18 protein-coding genes are annotated in these 17,408 nt (G+C 55.4%); 4 read left to right on the forward strand and 14 right to left on the reverse strand.

Annotated features, from left to right (window positions below):
- Positions 1-11: 11 nt before the first annotated feature.
- From chbG to osmE, 7 genes are all read right to left on the reverse strand, one after another.
- Entirely contained in the window at positions 12-761 is a 750-nt protein-coding gene (chbG, locus tag SK54_RS14650; RefSeq protein ID WP_045334058.1) for a chitin disaccharide deacetylase, read from the reverse strand.
- An 11-nt stretch (positions 762-772) separates the two neighbouring features.
- Positions 773-2,128 (reverse strand): 6-phospho-beta-glucosidase, encoded by a 1,356-nt coding sequence (locus tag SK54_RS14655; RefSeq protein WP_017384662.1) that lies wholly within the window; start codon positions 2,126-2,128, stop codon positions 773-775.
- Between the two features lie 109 nt (positions 2,129-2,237).
- Positions 2,238-3,056 (reverse strand): transcriptional regulator ChbR, encoded by an 819-nt coding sequence (gene chbR / locus SK54_RS14660; protein ID WP_017384663.1) that lies wholly within the window; start codon positions 3,054-3,056, stop codon positions 2,238-2,240.
- A 29-nt stretch (positions 3,057-3,085) separates the two neighbouring features.
- Positions 3,086-3,433, reverse strand: a complete 348-nt coding sequence (gene chbA, locus SK54_RS14665; protein WP_003857835.1) for a PTS N,N'-diacetylchitobiose transporter subunit IIA — start codon at positions 3,431-3,433, stop codon at positions 3,086-3,088.
- Between the two features lie 47 nt (positions 3,434-3,480).
- On the reverse strand, positions 3,481-4,839 hold the full coding sequence (gene chbC / locus SK54_RS14670) for a PTS N,N'-diacetylchitobiose transporter subunit IIC (protein WP_017384664.1): 1,359 nt from the start codon (positions 4,837-4,839) through the stop codon (positions 3,481-3,483).
- A gap of 80 nt (positions 4,840-4,919) precedes the next feature.
- Positions 4,920-5,237 (reverse strand): PTS N,N'-diacetylchitobiose transporter subunit IIB, encoded by a 318-nt coding sequence (gene chbB, locus SK54_RS14675; protein ID WP_015570750.1) that lies wholly within the window; start codon positions 5,235-5,237, stop codon positions 4,920-4,922.
- Positions 5,238-5,518: 281 nt separating this feature from the next.
- Positions 5,519-5,863 carry an osmotically-inducible lipoprotein OsmE gene (gene osmE / locus SK54_RS14680; RefSeq protein ID WP_003857836.1) on the reverse strand — a complete coding sequence of 115 codons (345 nt, stop codon included), beginning with the start codon at positions 5,861-5,863 and terminating at the stop codon, positions 5,519-5,521.
- A 231-nt stretch (positions 5,864-6,094) separates the two neighbouring features.
- On the opposite strand from osmE, the gene nadE reads away from it, so the two are divergent.
- Positions 6,095-6,922, forward strand: a complete 828-nt coding sequence (gene nadE / locus SK54_RS14685; RefSeq protein WP_003857837.1) for an ammonia-dependent NAD(+) synthetase — start codon at positions 6,095-6,097, stop codon at positions 6,920-6,922.
- Positions 6,923-7,037: 115 nt separating this feature from the next.
- Positions 7,038-7,916 carry an excinuclease Cho gene (cho, locus tag SK54_RS14690; RefSeq protein WP_072204511.1) on the forward strand — a complete coding sequence of 293 codons (879 nt, stop codon included), beginning with the start codon at positions 7,038-7,040 and terminating at the stop codon, positions 7,914-7,916.
- Here cho and ves read toward each other — a convergent pair.
- The 7 genes from ves to SK54_RS14725 form a co-directional block, all read right to left on the reverse strand.
- Complete coding sequence (gene ves / locus SK54_RS14695; RefSeq protein ID WP_017384666.1) at positions 7,894-8,451, reverse strand: environmental stress-induced protein Ves; 558 nt, start codon at positions 8,449-8,451, stop codon at positions 7,894-7,896. The genes cho and ves overlap by 23 nt on opposite strands.
- A 167-nt stretch (positions 8,452-8,618) precedes the next feature.
- Positions 8,619-9,113: an ATP-independent periplasmic protein-refolding chaperone Spy gene (gene spy, locus SK54_RS14700; RefSeq protein WP_048247512.1), complete on the reverse strand. Its 495-nt coding sequence runs from the start codon at positions 9,111-9,113 to the stop codon at positions 8,619-8,621.
- 337 nt (positions 9,114-9,450) lie between these two features.
- The gene (gene astE, locus SK54_RS14705) at positions 9,451-10,416 is read right to left on the reverse strand and encodes a succinylglutamate desuccinylase (protein WP_048220163.1); all 966 of its coding nucleotides are present in this window, start codon (positions 10,414-10,416) and stop codon (positions 9,451-9,453) included.
- 9 nt (positions 10,417-10,425) lie between these two features.
- Positions 10,426-11,751: an N-succinylarginine dihydrolase gene (gene astB, locus SK54_RS14710; protein ID WP_048220164.1), complete on the reverse strand. Its 1,326-nt coding sequence runs from the start codon at positions 11,749-11,751 to the stop codon at positions 10,426-10,428.
- Positions 11,738-13,225: a succinylglutamate-semialdehyde dehydrogenase gene (gene astD / locus SK54_RS14715; RefSeq protein ID WP_017693599.1), complete on the reverse strand. Its 1,488-nt coding sequence runs from the start codon at positions 13,223-13,225 to the stop codon at positions 11,738-11,740. The genes astB and astD overlap by 14 nt, the downstream gene beginning before the upstream one ends.
- Positions 13,222-14,256 carry an arginine N-succinyltransferase gene (gene astA / locus SK54_RS14720; RefSeq protein WP_015570755.1) on the reverse strand — a complete coding sequence of 345 codons (1,035 nt, stop codon included), beginning with the start codon at positions 14,254-14,256 and terminating at the stop codon, positions 13,222-13,224. The genes astD and astA overlap by 4 nt, the downstream gene beginning before the upstream one ends.
- Positions 14,253-15,473, reverse strand: a complete 1,221-nt coding sequence (locus tag SK54_RS14725; protein WP_045141487.1) for a succinylornithine/acetylornithine transaminase — start codon at positions 15,471-15,473, stop codon at positions 14,253-14,255. The genes astA and SK54_RS14725 overlap by 4 nt, the downstream gene beginning before the upstream one ends.
- 433 nt (positions 15,474-15,906) lie before the next feature.
- On the opposite strand from SK54_RS14725, the gene xthA reads away from it, so the two are divergent.
- The gene (gene xthA, locus SK54_RS14730) at positions 15,907-16,713 is read left to right on the forward strand and encodes an exodeoxyribonuclease III (RefSeq protein ID WP_015570756.1); all 807 of its coding nucleotides are present in this window, start codon (positions 15,907-15,909) and stop codon (positions 16,711-16,713) included.
- 6 nt (positions 16,714-16,719) lie between these two features.
- Positions 16,720-17,403, forward strand: a complete 684-nt coding sequence (locus SK54_RS14735; RefSeq protein ID WP_017693601.1) for a TVP38/TMEM64 family protein — start codon at positions 16,720-16,722, stop codon at positions 17,401-17,403.
- The last annotated feature ends 5 nt before the right edge of the window (positions 17,404-17,408 follow it).

The raw sequence follows: 17,408 nt of genomic DNA on the forward strand, positions 1-17,408 counted from the left end.
CGGGCTTTAACTCAAAGATCCCTGAACGTCCCCAGACGATACCCACGCTCGGCAATCGCGTACTTTAGCGACGCCGACGTCAGCACATCCAGTTCTGCCAGACGCGGCCAGCAGTAGGCGCTCTTACGTACGATGTTATCGACAAACGCCGGGTGCGCCATTACCTCAAGCGAGCGCTCCCCTTTTGCGGCGGAGTCATCCAGCACCTTCAGGAACAGCGCTTCGTCGATCTCGTCGCCATAAAATGCGCTGCTGAACCCCTCCGTTGACGTCACCGCGACGTCCGGCAACCCGCGCACCTCACGATCCACGCGCATCGCCACGCCTTTACGTTGCGCAAACTCTGCCACAAGCGGGAAAATCGCCGGGATCATATGCACATGATGATGGCTGTCAATATGGGTAGGCTCGCGGCCAAACACATCCACAAAGCGGTTAAACTGGCAATCCAGCTCGCGGGCAATCTCATCGAGCGGCAGAGCGTCCTGCTCCGCCATTTCCCAAATCCATTTCCCCAGCTGGCCGTCGCGCGTCAGGCCCGGCATTGGCGAAAGGGGCAACCCAAGCGTCAGCACAAAGTGCATGCCCACGCCCAGCTCGGGCAGCTCACGGCTTAACTGCGCCGCATGTTCCACCGCCTCACCGTTGATGAGCGCTGTTGTAGAGGTCACGACGCCCCGGCGACAGGCTTCAATAATGCCGTAGTTCTGCCCTTTTGACAGGCCAAAATCATCGGCATTGACGATCAGCAGGTTTTCCATCGCGCCTCCTCTTAACGGTGTGTGAGTTTCAGTTTCTCAACCGTTGCAGCAAAGTTTGGCAGCCATTTTTCATGCGCCAGGATCATCTCACCCGCGAGTTTTTCAGCGTCACGGTCAGAATGCACCAGCGGGCTGAGGTTCAGCGCCAGCAGCACGTCATTCAGCTCGCCGCTCAGGGCCGCATTGCTCGCCGCCACTTCAAAGCCTTTGATGGTGTGAATCAGGCCCATCACCTTATCGTCGAAATGGGTAATGCGGGGATGCGGTTTTGCACCCTCGCGCCCAAGGATGCAGGTCATCTCAACGGCCCAGTCTGCCGGAATATTGTCGATGTGCCCGTGATGGGGAACGTTTACATAGTGCTCGGCCTGCTTGTCATTGTAAATGGCGTTAATCACTTCACACGCGGCATCCGAATAGTATGCCCCGCCGCGCTGCTCCAGCTCTTTCGGTTTGACGTTCAGGTTCGGATCTTTATACAAATCAAAAAGCTGCTTCTCTACTTTCTGTACAACCTGAGCGCGTGCGCCACCTTTGTAATATTCGCCCATTTCAATGGCCAGCATCTCTTTCTGCTTGAAGTAGTAGAGCAGATACGAGCACGGCAGCAGATTCAGGGAGCGGATCAGCCCTTCGCTGAATGGCAGATCGAAAATGTTTTTCACCGAGGCCGCGGTCAGGCGACCAGAGGCGACGCCGTCGAGCAGTTCCGCAAAGCGCGATTGCCCGTTCACTATCACATCTTTGATAAAGACCATGTGATTCAGGCCGAACAGATCAATGGACAGATCATCGTTATCGGTCAGTTCCAGTACATCGCGGATGAACATCTTCATGCCAATCGGAATATTGCAGACGCCGATAAAGCGTTTGAAACCGGTGTGGCGATAGACTGCCTCGGTGACCATCCCGGCCGGGTTGGTAAAGTTGATCACCCAGGCGTTCGGGCAGATCTCCTCCACGTCTTTAATGATGTCAAAAATGACCGGAATAGTACGCAGGCCTTTAAACAGGCCACCTGCCCCGTTGGTTTCCTGGCCCAGATAACCGTGGCTCAGCGGAATGCGCTCGTCCAGCTCACGCGCCTTCAGCTGGCCGACGCGCAGCTGCGTGGTCACGAAGTCAGCATCTTTCAGTGCCAGGCGGCGATCCAGCGTTTTATGCACGGTTAAGGGCACGCCCGCTTTTTCAACCATGCGTTTGCACAGTTCAAAAATAATATTCAGCTTCTCCTGACCTTCTTCAACATCCACCAGCCATAATTCGCTGACCGGTAATTCATGATACCGTTTCAGGAAACCTTCAAGTAATTCCGGGGTATAGCTGCTGCCGCCACCAATGGTTACGACTTTTAATTTCTGTTGCATAATATCTCCCTTAGCATATCAGGTTAATCGCCTGCAAGGTATAGCGTACTCTTCCCGCTATTTGGGCAAGCCATTACGTCACTGTTCCTGGCGGATAAACCGCCGAAAGTTAATTAATTACCGTTAAATTTTTGCGGTAACTGTTCGGTGTGAATGAAGTCAATTTTTTAAAGGTTTTAATAAACAGGCTGGGGCTGCTGTAACCCGATTCGTAAGCGATATCGGTGACAGAGTAGTTAGTAATTTCCAGCTGTTTTTTGGCAAAGTTAATGCGGATTTCATTAATGATTTGCACAGGCGTTTTACGGTAATAACGCTGCGTGGCGCGCGTCAAATATTCCTGCGATTTACCCGACAGCGCCACCATATTCTCCAGGGCGTTATCGCTGAACTGCCCTTTATCGTGCATCAGCTCCACGGTACTGCGCAGCCACTGAGGAATATCATCCACCACCTGCTGTTCTTCACGGTGATGGCGGAGGCGATTCATGACGTAGAACGTCACGGTTTCAATAAATTCATCAAATTCATTGTCGCGGAAATTCAGCGATGCGATAACCGTTTCAATCCAGGTCATAAACTCATTTTTAACGCGATACACCTGTGACGCCACAAAGCAGAACGGCACCAGCGGCAGATAGTGCTTCTCGAAGAAACGCCTGCTCACCCCTACGTTCAGAATGCGCGTCGCACCAAACTCATAAAAGCTCTGGTGATAAGATCCCATTGGCAGGAAGACGAAATCGCCACGCTCAAGCAGGACGCGCTTACCGTTGATCTCCTGATAGTAGCGGCCGGTCAGAACAATCGTGAACTCGTAGTAGTCATGCTGGTGCAGACCGCTGGCGCTCTCCGTTTTGTTGTAAATCACCACGTGAAAATTTTTGCCATTAAACAGCTGTTGCTCATGTGCGGTTTTGATTTCCATCGTGCTGACCTCCTGCTACTTCAACTGACTTATTGCATCTTCTCGTGAAGCTCGATGAGCTCCGCGACCAGCTCGCGTGCCAGCATGGAGGTCATCAGATGATCCTGCGCATGTACCAGCACCAGACTCACTTTCATCTTCCCTTCGCCTTGGTCGCTTTCGATGAGCTTCGTCTGCACCAGATGCGCTTCGTTTAACGCTGTACGGGACTGCTCCATCATGGTTTTCGCGGCAACGAAGTCGCCCTGCTTAGCCTGCTTAAGCGCCGCATACGCCAGGCTGCGTGCCTGCCCGGAGTTGATGATGAGGCCCATCACCACCTCTTCCAGATCGTTCTCTGCGGTTTCTTCGGCAACGATACTCTCTAAATCTAACATCTTTAAGCTCCTTTCCGCTGGCGCGGGTTGCCCCGCGCCGTGCAATTTTAGAATTTCAGTGCGAGGGCGATATCCTCTTCGCTCTCTTCTTCATCGATAACCGTTGCGGCCTTGTTCGCAATCGCCACGAACGGCATGTAGAGCAGGGTTGCAATCCCGAGGTTGAATATCGCCAGCAGGAAGGCCGCCACGCTACCGTTGGTGTTGAAGAACGCGCCCAGACCAGCCGGCATCGTCCACGGCGCAATGTTGGTCACCGGCGGGATAATGCCCAGGTAGTACGCCGTCAGCGTAATCGCGGCCAGCAGCGGCTGAACCAGGATGAAGGGAATGAACATCACCGGGTTCATGATAATTGGCAGACCAAACAGGATCGGCTCGTTAATCTGGAAGATGCCTGACGGCAGGGCCAGCTTCGCAACCTGACGATGGTCGGCGCGGCGAGAGACAATAAAGACCGCGATGATCAGACCCAACGTCGCCCCGGTACCGCCCAGGAAGATATAGGAGTCAAGCATCGGCTTCGCCCACACATGGAAGGTTTTACCGGCCGCCAGCGCCGCATCGACGGAGCCGTACTGCTGGTAAAGCGCGACGTTTTCCAGTGCCCATGGGGTCATAATACCGCTGTCCAGCGCCGCCAGTGCCAGTGAACCATGCACGCCGAAGAACCACAGCAGGGAGGTAAAGATGACATACGCCCAACCGACCACGCTACCCATCGACGCCAGCGGCGTTGAGATAGAGTCCATAATGATCTGGTGGAAGTTAGTTCCCCAGTGAGAGAGCGCCCAGGCAATAATCCCCATGATGGAGAGAATAATGAAGCCCGGAATCAACGCGGAAAATGAACGAGAAACGGAGGCCGGAACGCTATCCGGCAAGCGGATAACCCAGTTACGGCGAATAATGAAGGTGAACATTTCGGCCACCACCAGCCCGATAATAATACCGGAAATGATGTTTGCCCCACCCAGCCAGTTGGCGCCAACGGCGTAAGCGTCACCCACGCTGTACGGTGTGACGGTCATGAACGCGGCAATGGACAGTAAGCCTGCCGCCAGCGGATCCACTTTACGCTCTTCCGCCAGCGCCATTCCGATAAAGAAAGGCGCCATTAGCGACATAATACCCAACGTACCGTTGTATACGTTGCCGCCAATGGCTTTTAAACCATTAAGGGTTTCAATAGTTGAAGCATCTAACCTAATTCCTAATGAATAAAAAAAGGAACCTTCTCCAAAGCTCAGAAAAACGTTGTTAATTAAAACGAACATTGCCCCGGCTAATGTCAACGGCATTAATTTAATAAAGCCGTTCTTAATGGCATTAACGTGAGGCTGCTTTCCTATTTTAACAGCAAAAGGAAGGAGTACCTTTTCAAGTGAAGCGATGACTTTACTCATAGGAAAATACCCTTAAATGCCGCAACGACCGTTACGGCGTATTGTGTGTGAAATAACTCTTTGACGGGAAAAATAAAAAATTAATTAGCAGCTTTTTTAATCGCCGCAACGGCAGCTTTTAATACACCTAAACCATCAATCTTGCCGTATAAAACGGAATCGATCACTTCGACCGGCTTATTGGGTAGCAGACGCTGAATTTCTGGCAGCATATAAGCGATTTGCGGCCCGAGTAAAATAACGTCTGCTGTCTGGCCCTTCTCGCCCGCCAGCGTTTCCGGAAACGCCTCAATCACCACAGGGACTTCATATTTTTCGGCCTGCGCGCGCATTTTGGAAACCAGCAGCGAAGTGGACATGCCCGCAGAGCAAAACAGATAGATATGTTTCTTTTCCATGATAACTTCCCTCTTGTTTGGCTACCCGCCGTCTCGCTATCACTCGACTCGCTATCCTGGCTGACGGGCAGTGTGCTGAACATTGTTTGTCGTTGAAGTGAGTATACGCAATGGTACAGGGAGGGGATAATTCTGGATAGACTGAAATTGTCTCTCATTGACCTGGCTTGTTGACTACCTTCACATTTCAGGCAAATAATTCGCGCCAAGAAATAAGATTCACGTATGCATAAAAAAACCGGCCTTCCGGCCGGTTTGTTAACGCTCTCAGGCAAGCAGGCTTACTGTGCCTTAGGTGCCTGTGGGTCGGTGTCGTATTCGGCACAGGTCTGGTAACCAGAATTGATCACGTGACCCGTATCATCCAGGGCGACAAAATAGGTCTCTGCCTTACCATCACGTTGACCCAGAATATAGGTCTGGCAGGTACCACGCGCGTGGATCATAGTGACTTCTGAAGAAGGTTTACCGGCAATGGCTGCAACCTGGGAACGCGTCATGCCTTTTTTGACGTCTTTTACCACTGGCTGTGTGAACTGATCTTTAGTGCGATCGTAAGCTGTACACCCTGCCAGCATAGTCAGTACCGCCGCTGCGCTTAAAATTCCTGCTACGTTCTTGTTCATATTCCGTCCTCTTGTTTATCAGCGTGTTAACTAAGCATGGGATAAAAATTACTATTGTTCAACTTTGCGAGTTACGCCAGACGAATTTCGGAAAATTCTAATAAAACAACGGTAAGCTGCTAAATCGCTGTAAAACAGTACACTCAAAACTGTGATCCTTGTCGTTTCCCCGACAAAGGGTTAGTTTTAACAGATCACACTTTCTGTTTGGTTCTGCATAGGGAGGGCGTAATGGCTCTGCAACAAGAAATTATTCAGGCGCTGGGCGCGAAACCTGCGATTGATGCCAATGAAGAGATCCGTCGTAGCGTTGATTTTTTGAAAGCTTACCTGTCTGCACACCCTTTCCTGAAGACGCTGGTGCTGGGCATCAGCGGCGGTCAGGATTCCACTCTGGCCGGTAAGCTGAGCCAGATGGCCATCTCCGAGCTGCGTGACGAGACCGGTGACACCGCGCTGCAATTTATTGCCGTACGTCTTCCGTATGGCGTGCAAGCCGACGAGCAGGACTGTCAGGATGCGATTGCGTTTATTCAGCCGGACCGTGTTCTTACCGTAAACATCAAAGGTTCGGTACTGGCCAGCGAGCAGGCCTTGCGTGAAGCCGGTATTGAACTGAGCGATTTTGTCCGCGGCAACGAGAAAGCCCGTGAGCGCATGAAAGCGCAGTACAGTATCGCAGGGATGACCAAAGGGGTCGTCGTCGGCACTGACCACGCCGCGGAAGCCATCACCGGCTTCTTCACCAAATACGGCGATGGCGGCACGGATATCAACCCCCTCTTCCGCCTGAACAAGCGTCAGGGTAAGCAACTGCTGGCGGCGTTGGGCTGCCCGGAGCACCTGTATAAGAAGGCGCCAACGGCGGACCTGGAGGACGATCGCCCTTCCCTGCCGGATGAAGCGGCGCTGGGCGTTACGTATGACAACATCGATGATTATCTGGAAGGCAAAACGCTCGACGAAGGTACCGCTAAAATTATCGAAGGCTGGTATCTGAAAACCGAGCATAAGCGCCGTCCGCCCATTACGGTGTTTGATGATTTCTGGAAAAAGTAAAAGCAAAACGGTAACTCCGCTTTGCAGGCCGGGTAAGGCGTAGCCGCCACCCGGCTCTTTTTTAACCACCAAACACCTGCTACACTGTATGCCTGAACAGTATATGGAGCAGTATGTGAGCAGGCGTCAATCCGCCCCGCGTCTTGAATTCGAAGCGGCGGCTATCTACGAATATCCCGAGCATCTTCGCCCCTGGCTTGAGGCACTGCCTAAACAGCCTGGCGTCTATTTCTTCCACGGCGACAGCGACACCATGCCGCTCTATATCGGCAAAAGCGTGAATATCCGCAGCCGGGTGATGTCGCACCTGCGTACGCCGGATGAAGCATCGATGCTCAGGCAGTCCCGGCGGATCACCTGGATCGAGACGGCAGGCGAACTGGGCGCGCTTCTGCTCGAAGCCCGGCTCATCAAGGAACAGCAGCCGCTGTTTAACAAACGCCTGCGCCGCAACCGCCAGCTGTGTTCCTTGCAGATTAACGCAGGAAAACCGCAGATCGTTTATGCCCGGGAAGTGGATTTTTCGCATGAACCCAATCTTTACGGTCTGTTTGCCAACAAACGTGCCGCACTGCAAACCCTGCAATCCCTGGCTGATGAATTACAGCTTTGTTACGGCCTGTTAGGACTGGAAGCCACCACCCGCGGTCGCGCCTGTTTCCGCTCCGCGCTGAAACGCTGCGCCGGGGCGTGCTGTGGAAAAGAGAGCGTTGAAGAACATCATGCCCGGTTTATGGCTGGCCTGGCCTCTATCAGCGTTAACTGCTGGCCGTGGGAAGGCGCGGTGGCGCTGAAAGAAACCCGCGATGGGATGACGCACTATCACATCATCCGCAACTGGCTCTGGCTTGGCGCCGTTGAAAATCTGGATGACGCTACCGCCCTGCTGCGCACCCCTGCCGGGTTCGATCAGGATGGTTACAAAATTCTCTGCAAGCCACTGTTAACCGGAAAATATGAGATCATCGTCCTCAATGACCCGGCAGCCAGGTAATTTCACTGAACAGCAGCGACCCCTTCGTTTCCAGTAAACGGAGGGTATGACTGCCCGCTTCCCAGCTGGCGCCCTGATCGGCGGTCAGTAATTTGTCGCCCAGTTGCCAGGCGCCACTTAATACGAAGGCCACCCCACCGCGTGAAGCGAAGGTAGTGAACGTCCGGGTAGCAACGCGCACCTTTGCCTGACAGCAGTCCCGTCGGGTCATGATGTTGAAGTCCATCGACATCTGCCCCTCAGTGAGCACGGCTTTCACCGCCAGATCGCCCGCAAATCGGTAAGGCTGATGATGCTTCAGGGTATGACAAAACGCCCTGCCTGCATCCAGGGTCACCTCGCCGCCCTCCAGCAGCGTAATCACCCGGTCAACGCCCGGGAATGCGGAAAATTCGCCGTTACTGGCGATGGAGGCAATACTGGCCCGCCAGAAAAAATCCCGCGTCGCGGGAGGAAAACAGCAAATCTCACGCGTCTCACCCGCACCATTACGCCAGAGACTGACCGGCATTTTACGGATATCAAAGAATTCCATGACCACTCCTGAAGGACGCACCGTGCGCCAGGGCATTTTCACAGACGTATTATCGGCAGCAGTCAGGCCAGACCTTAGGGATGGGATAAAAGAAAAACCGCCGGTCCTGTCCACAGCGTTTTCGCTTTTGTAGACAGGAGCCCGGCGGTCTTAAGAGAGTGAACCGATTATTCGGTTGGTGCAGGCATTTTACCTTCCGGCGCTGCACGTTCTGTCAGACGCTTCTCAAAATTGGCATTAAATTGCTTTTTCTGTTCCGGCGTCAGAATGTTGTAAATCTTGTTCTGAGTTTCCATGTGGGCCAGCATGCGCGCTTTATGCTGCTCGCCCATTTTGTCGATCTGCGCTTCCGCTTTTGCTTTATCGAAGCTGTCGCTGGCAATGATGTCATGCATTGCGCGGCGCTCTTCCAGCGGAGGACGTTTCATCTGGTCACGCTGGCTTTTCATGATGTCGCGGATCTGCTGCTTCTGCGCATCGGTGAGGTTCAGATCTTTAAACATCATCATCTCATGGTGCATACCCGGCTTGCCTTTATGATGCATCATCATTTTGCCTTCCGTCGGCGCGGCGGTAGTGGTCGCGGTATCGGCGGCGAACGCCATGCTGGTAGCGCCCAGAGCCAGGGTAGAGGCAACAAACAGTGCAGTTAATTTACGCATAATGTCTTTCCTTACTTTCAGTTATTCTTCGGCGCTATGCCGTGTTGACGAGATTAACTTTACGGGGTTTATCGTCAATTAGTCAGAGCAACGGTAAAACAATGAAAGTGTAAAAAACAACTTTTCGCCAATTGTGGAGAAATTAAGGAAAAAGCGTGGAGAGATGAAACAAAAATATTCAACAGGATGATTTTAAAGAGATTATGGAGAAGTATAGCGAAGTGTCGTTTAATAATAAAGCAATTCTCCAGGAATATTCCGCAAACAATACCAGAGCGCTTTTAACGCTAAGAAATTTATTCTTCATTTCCCCTCCGGTCTGCGCGAGGGGAGACGATCAGGGCATTTTTTCCAGCATCAGGCCAGCTCGCAAACCAAACGCGACCGACGGATTAGGAAATAAAACATATTCCGTGGATTTCTGTACCGCATAGCGCGTCTCACCATCTTCCGCCAGCAGGACGCCCTGGCGAAACGGCGTAAAGTTCAGCGTATGGGGCGCCATATGTAGCTGGAAAGCCTCGCTTTGACGCGTGATCTGCTGCACGACCCGATAGCGCACAACGGGTTCCCGGGAGGGTTCCGGCGCAACCCCGGCAAGCAACGCCCGAAGCGCCTGATGCGTAGGGGCAAAACGCGTCAGGTCGTTTTGCCCGAACGGCAGCGCTTTTCCCAGCTCCAGGGTGCAGGATAACGCGCCAACATTCTCGCAGGTGAAGTGGGTAAACGTGCCGCCTGGCGTCTGGTGGAAAACCAGCGCCTCCAGCCCCGCGTCGCCAAGCCAGGTCAGAAACGCCTCATCCCACGGCTGATGACGCTGCGGTAACACGCCAAAACGCACGTGGTACGAGGCGCGAATGGCCGTATGCAGATCGAGGTGCCAGCGCGTTTCCCCCGCCCCGGCAAAAAACGCCGTAACCACCTTCTCCAGCCATTGCGCGCGTGTCGTCTCATCACTCTGTGGAAACTGCGCCCAGCGACCACCAAACATGCGGTTGATGTCGCTCACGAGATACCGTTTATTTTGCGCCAGCGCAGGCGGATTTCCCAGCACCACCAGCAGACGGCAGTGCAGCGTGATCTCAGCGCGAAACAGCGCGCGCAGCAAAAGATCGACAATCTCCACGGGTGCGGTTTCGTTTCCGTGAATGCCGGTCGAAAGCAGCAGCGACAGGTCATATTCCCCCGTCGGCGTCAGTTCAAGCACGCCCCGCCCCAGCCATCGCCAGTGGAACGAGGGGCCTTCCCCCTCGTGCCGCTCCGGTGTCTCTTCGGCCAGCGTCAGCGCCAGTAAGTTTTCCATATCGTCTCCTTAGCGCTGGAACGGATAAACCGATCCCAGTTGCAGGATGGTCGATAATGCATCCAGCGCCTCGCGGCCTTCGCGCAGCAGATGCGGATCAACCAGATCGGCCTGAACTAGACGGTCGCGATAATAGCGGTCCACCCAGTCATTGAGGGTATTGAACAGCGTGTCGTTCATCATTACCGCCGGATTCACGGCCTGCATCTCCTCCGGCGTTAACACCACGCGCAGTCGCAGGCACGCCGGTCCCCCGCCGTTGGCCATACTTTCCCGCAGATCAAACACGCGCAGTTCATCAATCGGGTTATCCGCCTGCACCAGTTCGCTCAGATAGCGCCAGACGCCCTGATGGTTGCGGGACTCCTGCGGCAGCACCAGCATCATGCTGCCATCATCCCGGCTCAGCAGCTGGCTGTTGAACAGATACGTTTCGACCGCATCCTGCACGCTTACCGCCTGCGTGGGCACCTGAATCGGCATAAATCCCGGCACGCGTTCGCGCAGCGTGGCCAGCAACTTTTCCTGATGGGCAAACGCCTGCTCGTGGCAGAACAGCACCTGACGGTTGGAAACGGCAATGACGTCGTTATGAAACACGCCCTGGTCGATCACCTGCGGATTTTGCTGGGCAAAAATCACCTGAGAAGGATTAACCTGGTTCAGCCGCGCAACCGCCTGGCTTGCGGCTAAAGTTTGTCTCGCCGGATAACGAACCGGCGCGGCGTGGCCGCCCTCTTCCCGTCCATAGATAAACAGCTGCAAACCCGGCTCGCCATAGTCGCCGCCCAGACGGTTGTGGTTTGCCGCCCCTTCATCGCCAAACATCGCGACCTGCGGCAGCGCCGAATGCACCTCGAAATGCGCTTCATGATTAAAAATGGCGCGCAGCACGCGCCCGGTGGTCTCCGCTTCGCTGGCGCGGTGGAATTTGTTGTTCAGGTTAGCAACGGTCAGATGCACTTTGCCGTCCAGCGTATCCGCCGACGGCGCAACGGTGGCGGCATTCGCCACCCACATCGAGGAGGCTGAACTGGCCGCCGAAAGCAGGTGTGGCGTCTGCGTGCCTGCTTTTTCCACCACCTGTTCATCCGTACCGCTGAACCCCAGCTGGCGCAGCACGTCCACGTTTGGTCGCTCCTGAGGCGGGATCACCGCCTGCGGGAAACCGGCATCGGACAGCGCCTTCATTTTCAACAGACCCTGCTTCGCCGCCAGCTTCGGGTTCGAGACCTGGAAACGGTGCTTCGTCGAGGCTTCATTACCGAACGACAGCCCGGCATAGTGGTGCGTCAGCCCCACGAGGCCGTCAAAGTTAACCTCACGCGCTTTCATGGGCGTCACCCTCTGTAAAATCCAGCCCCGGATTCAGCGTCTCCGGCAGCGTCAGCGCCGGGGTTTCCAGGCTTGCCATCGGCCACGCGCAGTAATCGGCGGCATACCAGGCGCTGGCGCGATGGTTGCCCGACGCCCCTACGCCACCAAACGGCGCGGTGCTCGCCGCACCGGTCAGCGGTTTGTTCCAGTTCACGATCCCGGCGCGCGCTTCCAGCAGCAGCTGTTCGAATTTCTCGCGATGCGGCGATATCAGGCCGCTCGACAGGCCGTAGCGGGTGTTGTTGGCCATCTCGATCGCCGACTCAAAATCGTCATAGCGCCAGACGCACAGCAGCGGGCCAAAGACCTCTTCATCCGGCACGTTGCTCGTCGCACTCATCTCAATAATCCCCGGCGTCAGCAGCGACGTGCCCGGCTGAACCAGCTTCGGCTCCAGCAGGGTTTTCGCCCCGCGCGCCACGTGCTCCTGCCACGCTTTCAGCACGTTCAGCGCCGCCTGCGCGGAGATCAGCCCGCCGATAAACGGCTGCGGCTCGGCATCCCATTTCGCGGGAACCAGACGCGCGCTCACCTCCACCAGACGCTTCAGGAACGCATCCCCCTGCGCGCCGCGCTTAACCAGCAGGCGGCGGGCGCAGGTGCAGCGCTGTCCGGCGGTAATGAACGCCGACTGAATGGTCAGATGGACCGCGGCATCGATATCATCCGGATCTTCCACAATCAGCGGGTTGTTGCCGCCCATCTCCAGCGCCAGAATTTTTTCCGGCTGCCCCGCCAGCTGACGATGCAGCTGATACCCCGTTCCGGCACTGCCGGTGAACAGCAAACCGTCAATGTCGCTCAGCGCACTCAGCGCCTGACCTGTTTCACGCCCGCCCTGCACCAGATTCAGCACCCCCGGCGGCAGCCCCGCCTGCTCCCAGAGTTTTATGACTGCTTCTCCGGTTAAGGGGGTTAACTCACTCGGCTTGAAGATGACGGTATTCCCCGCCAGCAGCGCAGGCACAATGTGCCCGTTCGGCAGATGTCCGGGGAAGTTATACGGGCCAAACACCGCCAGCACCCCGTGCGGACGGTGGCGCAGCGTGGCGGCGCCGTCTGGCATCTCGGTATGCTGCTCGCCGGTGCGGGTATGGTACGCCTTCACCGATATCGCGATTTTGTTGATCATCGCCGTGACTTCGGTTGTTGCCTCCCAGCGCGGCTTGCTGGTTTCGCAGGCAATGATGCGGGTCAGCTCGGCTTTATTGGCCTCCAGCAGCGCAGCAAATTTCTCAACCAGCGCCTGGCGCTCGGAGAATGGCCGTTTCGCCCATGCCGGAAACGCGCGGCGTGCAGCCTGGCAGGCCTGCTCAACCTGCCCGGCGCTGGCGTCGTTCCCCGACCAGAGCACCTCCTGGCCGACTGGGTTAGTTTTTGTCCGCGCGTCACCTTCGCCCGTTACCCAGTCACCGTTAATCCATAGAGTCATGCTGTTTTCTCCTCAGGGCAGAGCCGCACCAGGCGAACCGTGTCGCCAGCGTTACATTTCAGGGCATCCAGTTGCGCAGCCGTCAGTACCAGACGCTCGCATGTTGGGTTGGTTCGCACCAGCATGGCGCGGAAGTTGGTGTAATTCTCGTTCGAGACCAGGCAGGCTGGCCACTCGCCCGGCGCGGGCTGGCCTTCTGAAACCTCAACCAGGCGGCTTTTACGGATGGCGCGAACGCGGTCAATGTCGCATTCCAGCGTCGGGCCGCCGTCGAAGATGTCGACGTAGTTACGGTAGCGAAATCCCTCTTTCTCCAGCACTGCGCGGGCCGGAGCGGTTTGCGGGTGAACTTCGCCGATCACCGCCTGCGCTTCTGGGGTTAAGAAATGGGTATAAATAGGATGCTTCGGCATCAGCTCGGCGATAAACGCCTTCTGACCGGTACCGCACAGGTAATCCGCCCGGCTAAATTCCATGGAGAAGAAGCGTTCGCCCAGACTCTCCCAGAACGGCGAGTAGCCCGTCTCATCAATCACGCCGCGCATCTCCGCGACCACTTTTTCGTTGAAGCGGTCGCGAAAGGCGGCCATAAACATAAAGCGCGATTTGGAGAGCAGATAACCGTTGCCCTCTTTGCGCCAGTCCGGATCGAGAAACAGGGTGCAGAGTTCGCTGGCGCCGGTATGGTCATTACAGAGGAAGAGCGTCGGCAGCGCGTTGTAAACGTTCAGCTCTTTCGAGGCGTGGACCATCGTGCCGACCCGGTAGTTGTACCACGGATCGTTAAGCCCGACGGCCACCTCGATAGCGCAAATCCCCGCCACGGTTCCCGTGTCGGTATCTTCCAGCACGAACACATAGCCCTGTTCGCTTTTTGGCAACGTCCCCTGCCAGGTTTGCAGGGCGCGCTCAATGCGCGCCGACAGCGTTTTTTCATCGGCAGGCAGCGAGGTTAGCCCGCCCCCTGTCTTACCGGCAAGCTGCATAAGCCCGGCGAGATCGCCGTGCGCAACGGGACGGATGACCATCATGATGACACCCCGGACTTCACCTGTTCGCAGGCCAGCGCAAAACGATCTAAGCCAGTTCTGACCTCTTCCTCGCTGACGATCAGCGCAGGGGCAAACCGCACCACGTTAGCACCGGCAATCAGCACCATTACGCCCTGCTTTGCCGCTTCCTGTGAAATCAGCTTCGCTTTGCCGGCAAACTCAGGGGCAAGCTCACAGCCTATTAACAGCCCCAGACCGCGGATCTCTTTGAACAAGCCGGTCTGGTTATTGATGGCAGTAAGGCGCTCAACAAACCACTGGTGACGCTGCTTCACGCCGTTCAGCACCTCAGGGGTGTTGATGATATCCAGCACCTGTCCGGCGACAGCGGTTGCCAGCGGGTTGCCGCCGTATGTGGTGCCATGGGTGCCCACGGTCATCACGCTGGCGAATTTATCGGTGGTCAGCATCGCCCCCACCGGGAAACCGCCGCCGAGCGCTTTGGCTGTTGAGAGCACATCCGGGGTCACGCCATAGTGCATGTAGGCGTACAGCTCACCCGTGCGGCCCACGCCGGTCTGGACTTCGTCAAAAATCAGGACCGCGTTATGCCGATCGCACAGCTCGCGCAGCCCTTGCAGGAACGCTTTCTGGGCGGGCATGACGCCGCCTTCCCCCTGCATGGGCTCGACAATCACCGCACAGGTGGTGTCGTCAATCAGCTCGCTGGCAGAGTGTAAATCGTTATACGCCGCATGACGGATATCCGGCGGCAGCGGCGCAAAATCCTGAGAATATGAGGGCTGACCACCCGCACTGACGGTAAACAGCGTGCGGCCATGGAAGGCATTTTTAAAGGCTACGATGCCGCTCTTGTGCGCGCCGAATTTATCGTGCGCATATTTTCGCGCCAGCTTTAGCGCCGCTTCGTTCGCTTCCGCGCCGGAGTTACAGAAAAAGACTTTGTCTGCGAAAGTGGCGTCGATCAGCTTCTTCGCCAGACGCAATGCCGGTTCGTTGGTATAACCGTTGCCGGTATGCCAGAATTTCGCTGCCTGGTCATTCAGCGCCTGCCGCAGCGCCGGGTTTGCATGCCCCAGCGCATTCACCGCAATCCCACCCGCAAAGTCGATATACTCTTTGCCCTGCTGATCCCACAGGCGAGAGCCTTCCCCACGTACCGGAATAAAAGCCGCCGGAGCGTATACCGGCATCATCCATTCATCGAAATTTTCACGCGTAACTGACAGAGACATAGCGACCTCATCCGGTAAATAAAAGGTTGTTTAAATGTTAAATAATTGAGTGTTTGCACTGTGAATGTAGATTGCAGCCTTCGTGCCAGCCAGCGATAAAAATGCATAAACGGGTTGGGGTAACACAATATCAATGAGTTACAATATGGAGTTATTCACTGTTAATGCATAAATAGTGAATATTTTTACGACAAGCGGCGCTTTGCCGCATGAAAACAAGAAAGAGTATGCAGAGGCCAAATATAATTCTGGAATTGTGATCGCTCGCGAAATTTATCGGTCCTTTATGCCCTGTTCGAGGGCAAAACGCGCCGAAATGGTGCAAATATTGCACCGTCGGCATTATCTGTCGCAGTAATTGGGCGAAGCGGATAACAGACGACGTAAATTCTGCTACCATCCTTGCACTATTCACCTTGCATTGGCAGCGACTATGAAATTTGTCTCTTTTAATATCAACGGCCTGCGTGCCCGCCCTCACCAGCTTGAAGCGATTGTTGAGCAACATCAGCCAGATGTGATCGGCTTGCAGGAGACAAAAGTTCACGACGATATGTTCCCGCTCGAAGAGGTAGCGAAGCTGGGCTATAACGTTTTTTACCACGGTCAGAAAGGCCACTACGGCGTTGCGCTGCTGACCAAAGATACGCCGGTGTCGGTGCGTCGTGGCTTCCCGGGTGACGATGAAGAGGCGCAACGCCGCATCATCATGGCGGAAATTCCTTCCGCGCTCGGCAATGTGACCGTCATCAACGGCTATTTCCCGCAGGGTGAAAGCCGCGATCATGAAACCAAATTCCCGGCCAAAGCGAAGTTTTATCAGGATCTGCAAAACTACCTGACAACCGAACTCAAAAAAGAAAACCCGGTGCTGATCATGGGCGACATGAATATCAGCCCGACGGATCTGGATATCGGTATTGGCGAAGAGAACCGTAAGCGCTGGCTGCGCACCGGCAAATGCTCTTTCCTGCCGGAGGAGCGCGAGTGGATGGAGCGCCTGCTGGGTTGGGGGCTGGTGGATACTTTCCGCACGGCTAACCCGGCGACGCAGGATCGCTTCTCGTGGTTTGATTATCGCTCTAAAGGCTTCGATGACAACCGGGGCCTGCGTATTGATCTGCTGCTGGCGAGCGCCCCCCTGGCCGAACGCTGCATCGAAACCGGTATCGACTATGACATCCGCAGCATGGAAAAACCGTCCGACCATGCGCCGGTATGGGCAACGTTTAAGCTGTAAACTTCAGTGAATATTAAAAAAATCAGTCTCCTGTGCGCCCTTTTGGGCGCATTTGTTTTGACCGTTGTTTTGCTTCCTCCAGGCATGCTCTCCCTCGACACGCTAAAAATGCACCAGCAAACGTTGATCGATCGTGTGGAGCAGGCGCCTCTTCAGAGCGCGCTGATCTATTTTGCGGTTTACGTTCTGCTCTCCGCGCTGTCGATCCCCGGAGCCGCGCTTCTGACGCTGCTCGGCGGGGCGCTTTTCAGCCTGTGGGAGGCGACGCTGTTGGTGTCATTTGCCTCGACGCTCGGCGCCACGCTTGCCATGCTCGTCAGCCGTTATCTGCTGCGCGACTGGGTGCAGCGGCGCTTTGCCGCACAGATGAGCACGATAGATGCGGGAATGGATCGCGACGGCGCGCGCTACCTTTTTGCCCTGCGCCTGATGCCGTTGTTCCCGTTCTTTCTGGTCAATTTGCTGATGGGGCTAACCCGTCTCAGGGTGCGTCACTACTGGTGGGTCAGCCAGCTTGCAATGCTACCTGCCACCGTCATTTATCTGAACGCCGGACGCGAGCTGGGGAAACTCACCGCGCTGCGCGATATTCTGTCGCCGGGACTGCTGTTCGCCTTTACACTATTAGGGTTATTACCGCTGGTCACTCGCTGGCTGTTTTCCCGTTACATCCCTTCGATTAAAAAGTGAGGCAT

Source organism: Enterobacter sp. MGH120, assembly GCF_001037725.1.
In the GTDB taxonomy this organism is placed as follows: domain Bacteria; phylum Pseudomonadota; class Gammaproteobacteria; order Enterobacterales; family Enterobacteriaceae; genus Enterobacter; species Enterobacter hormaechei_C.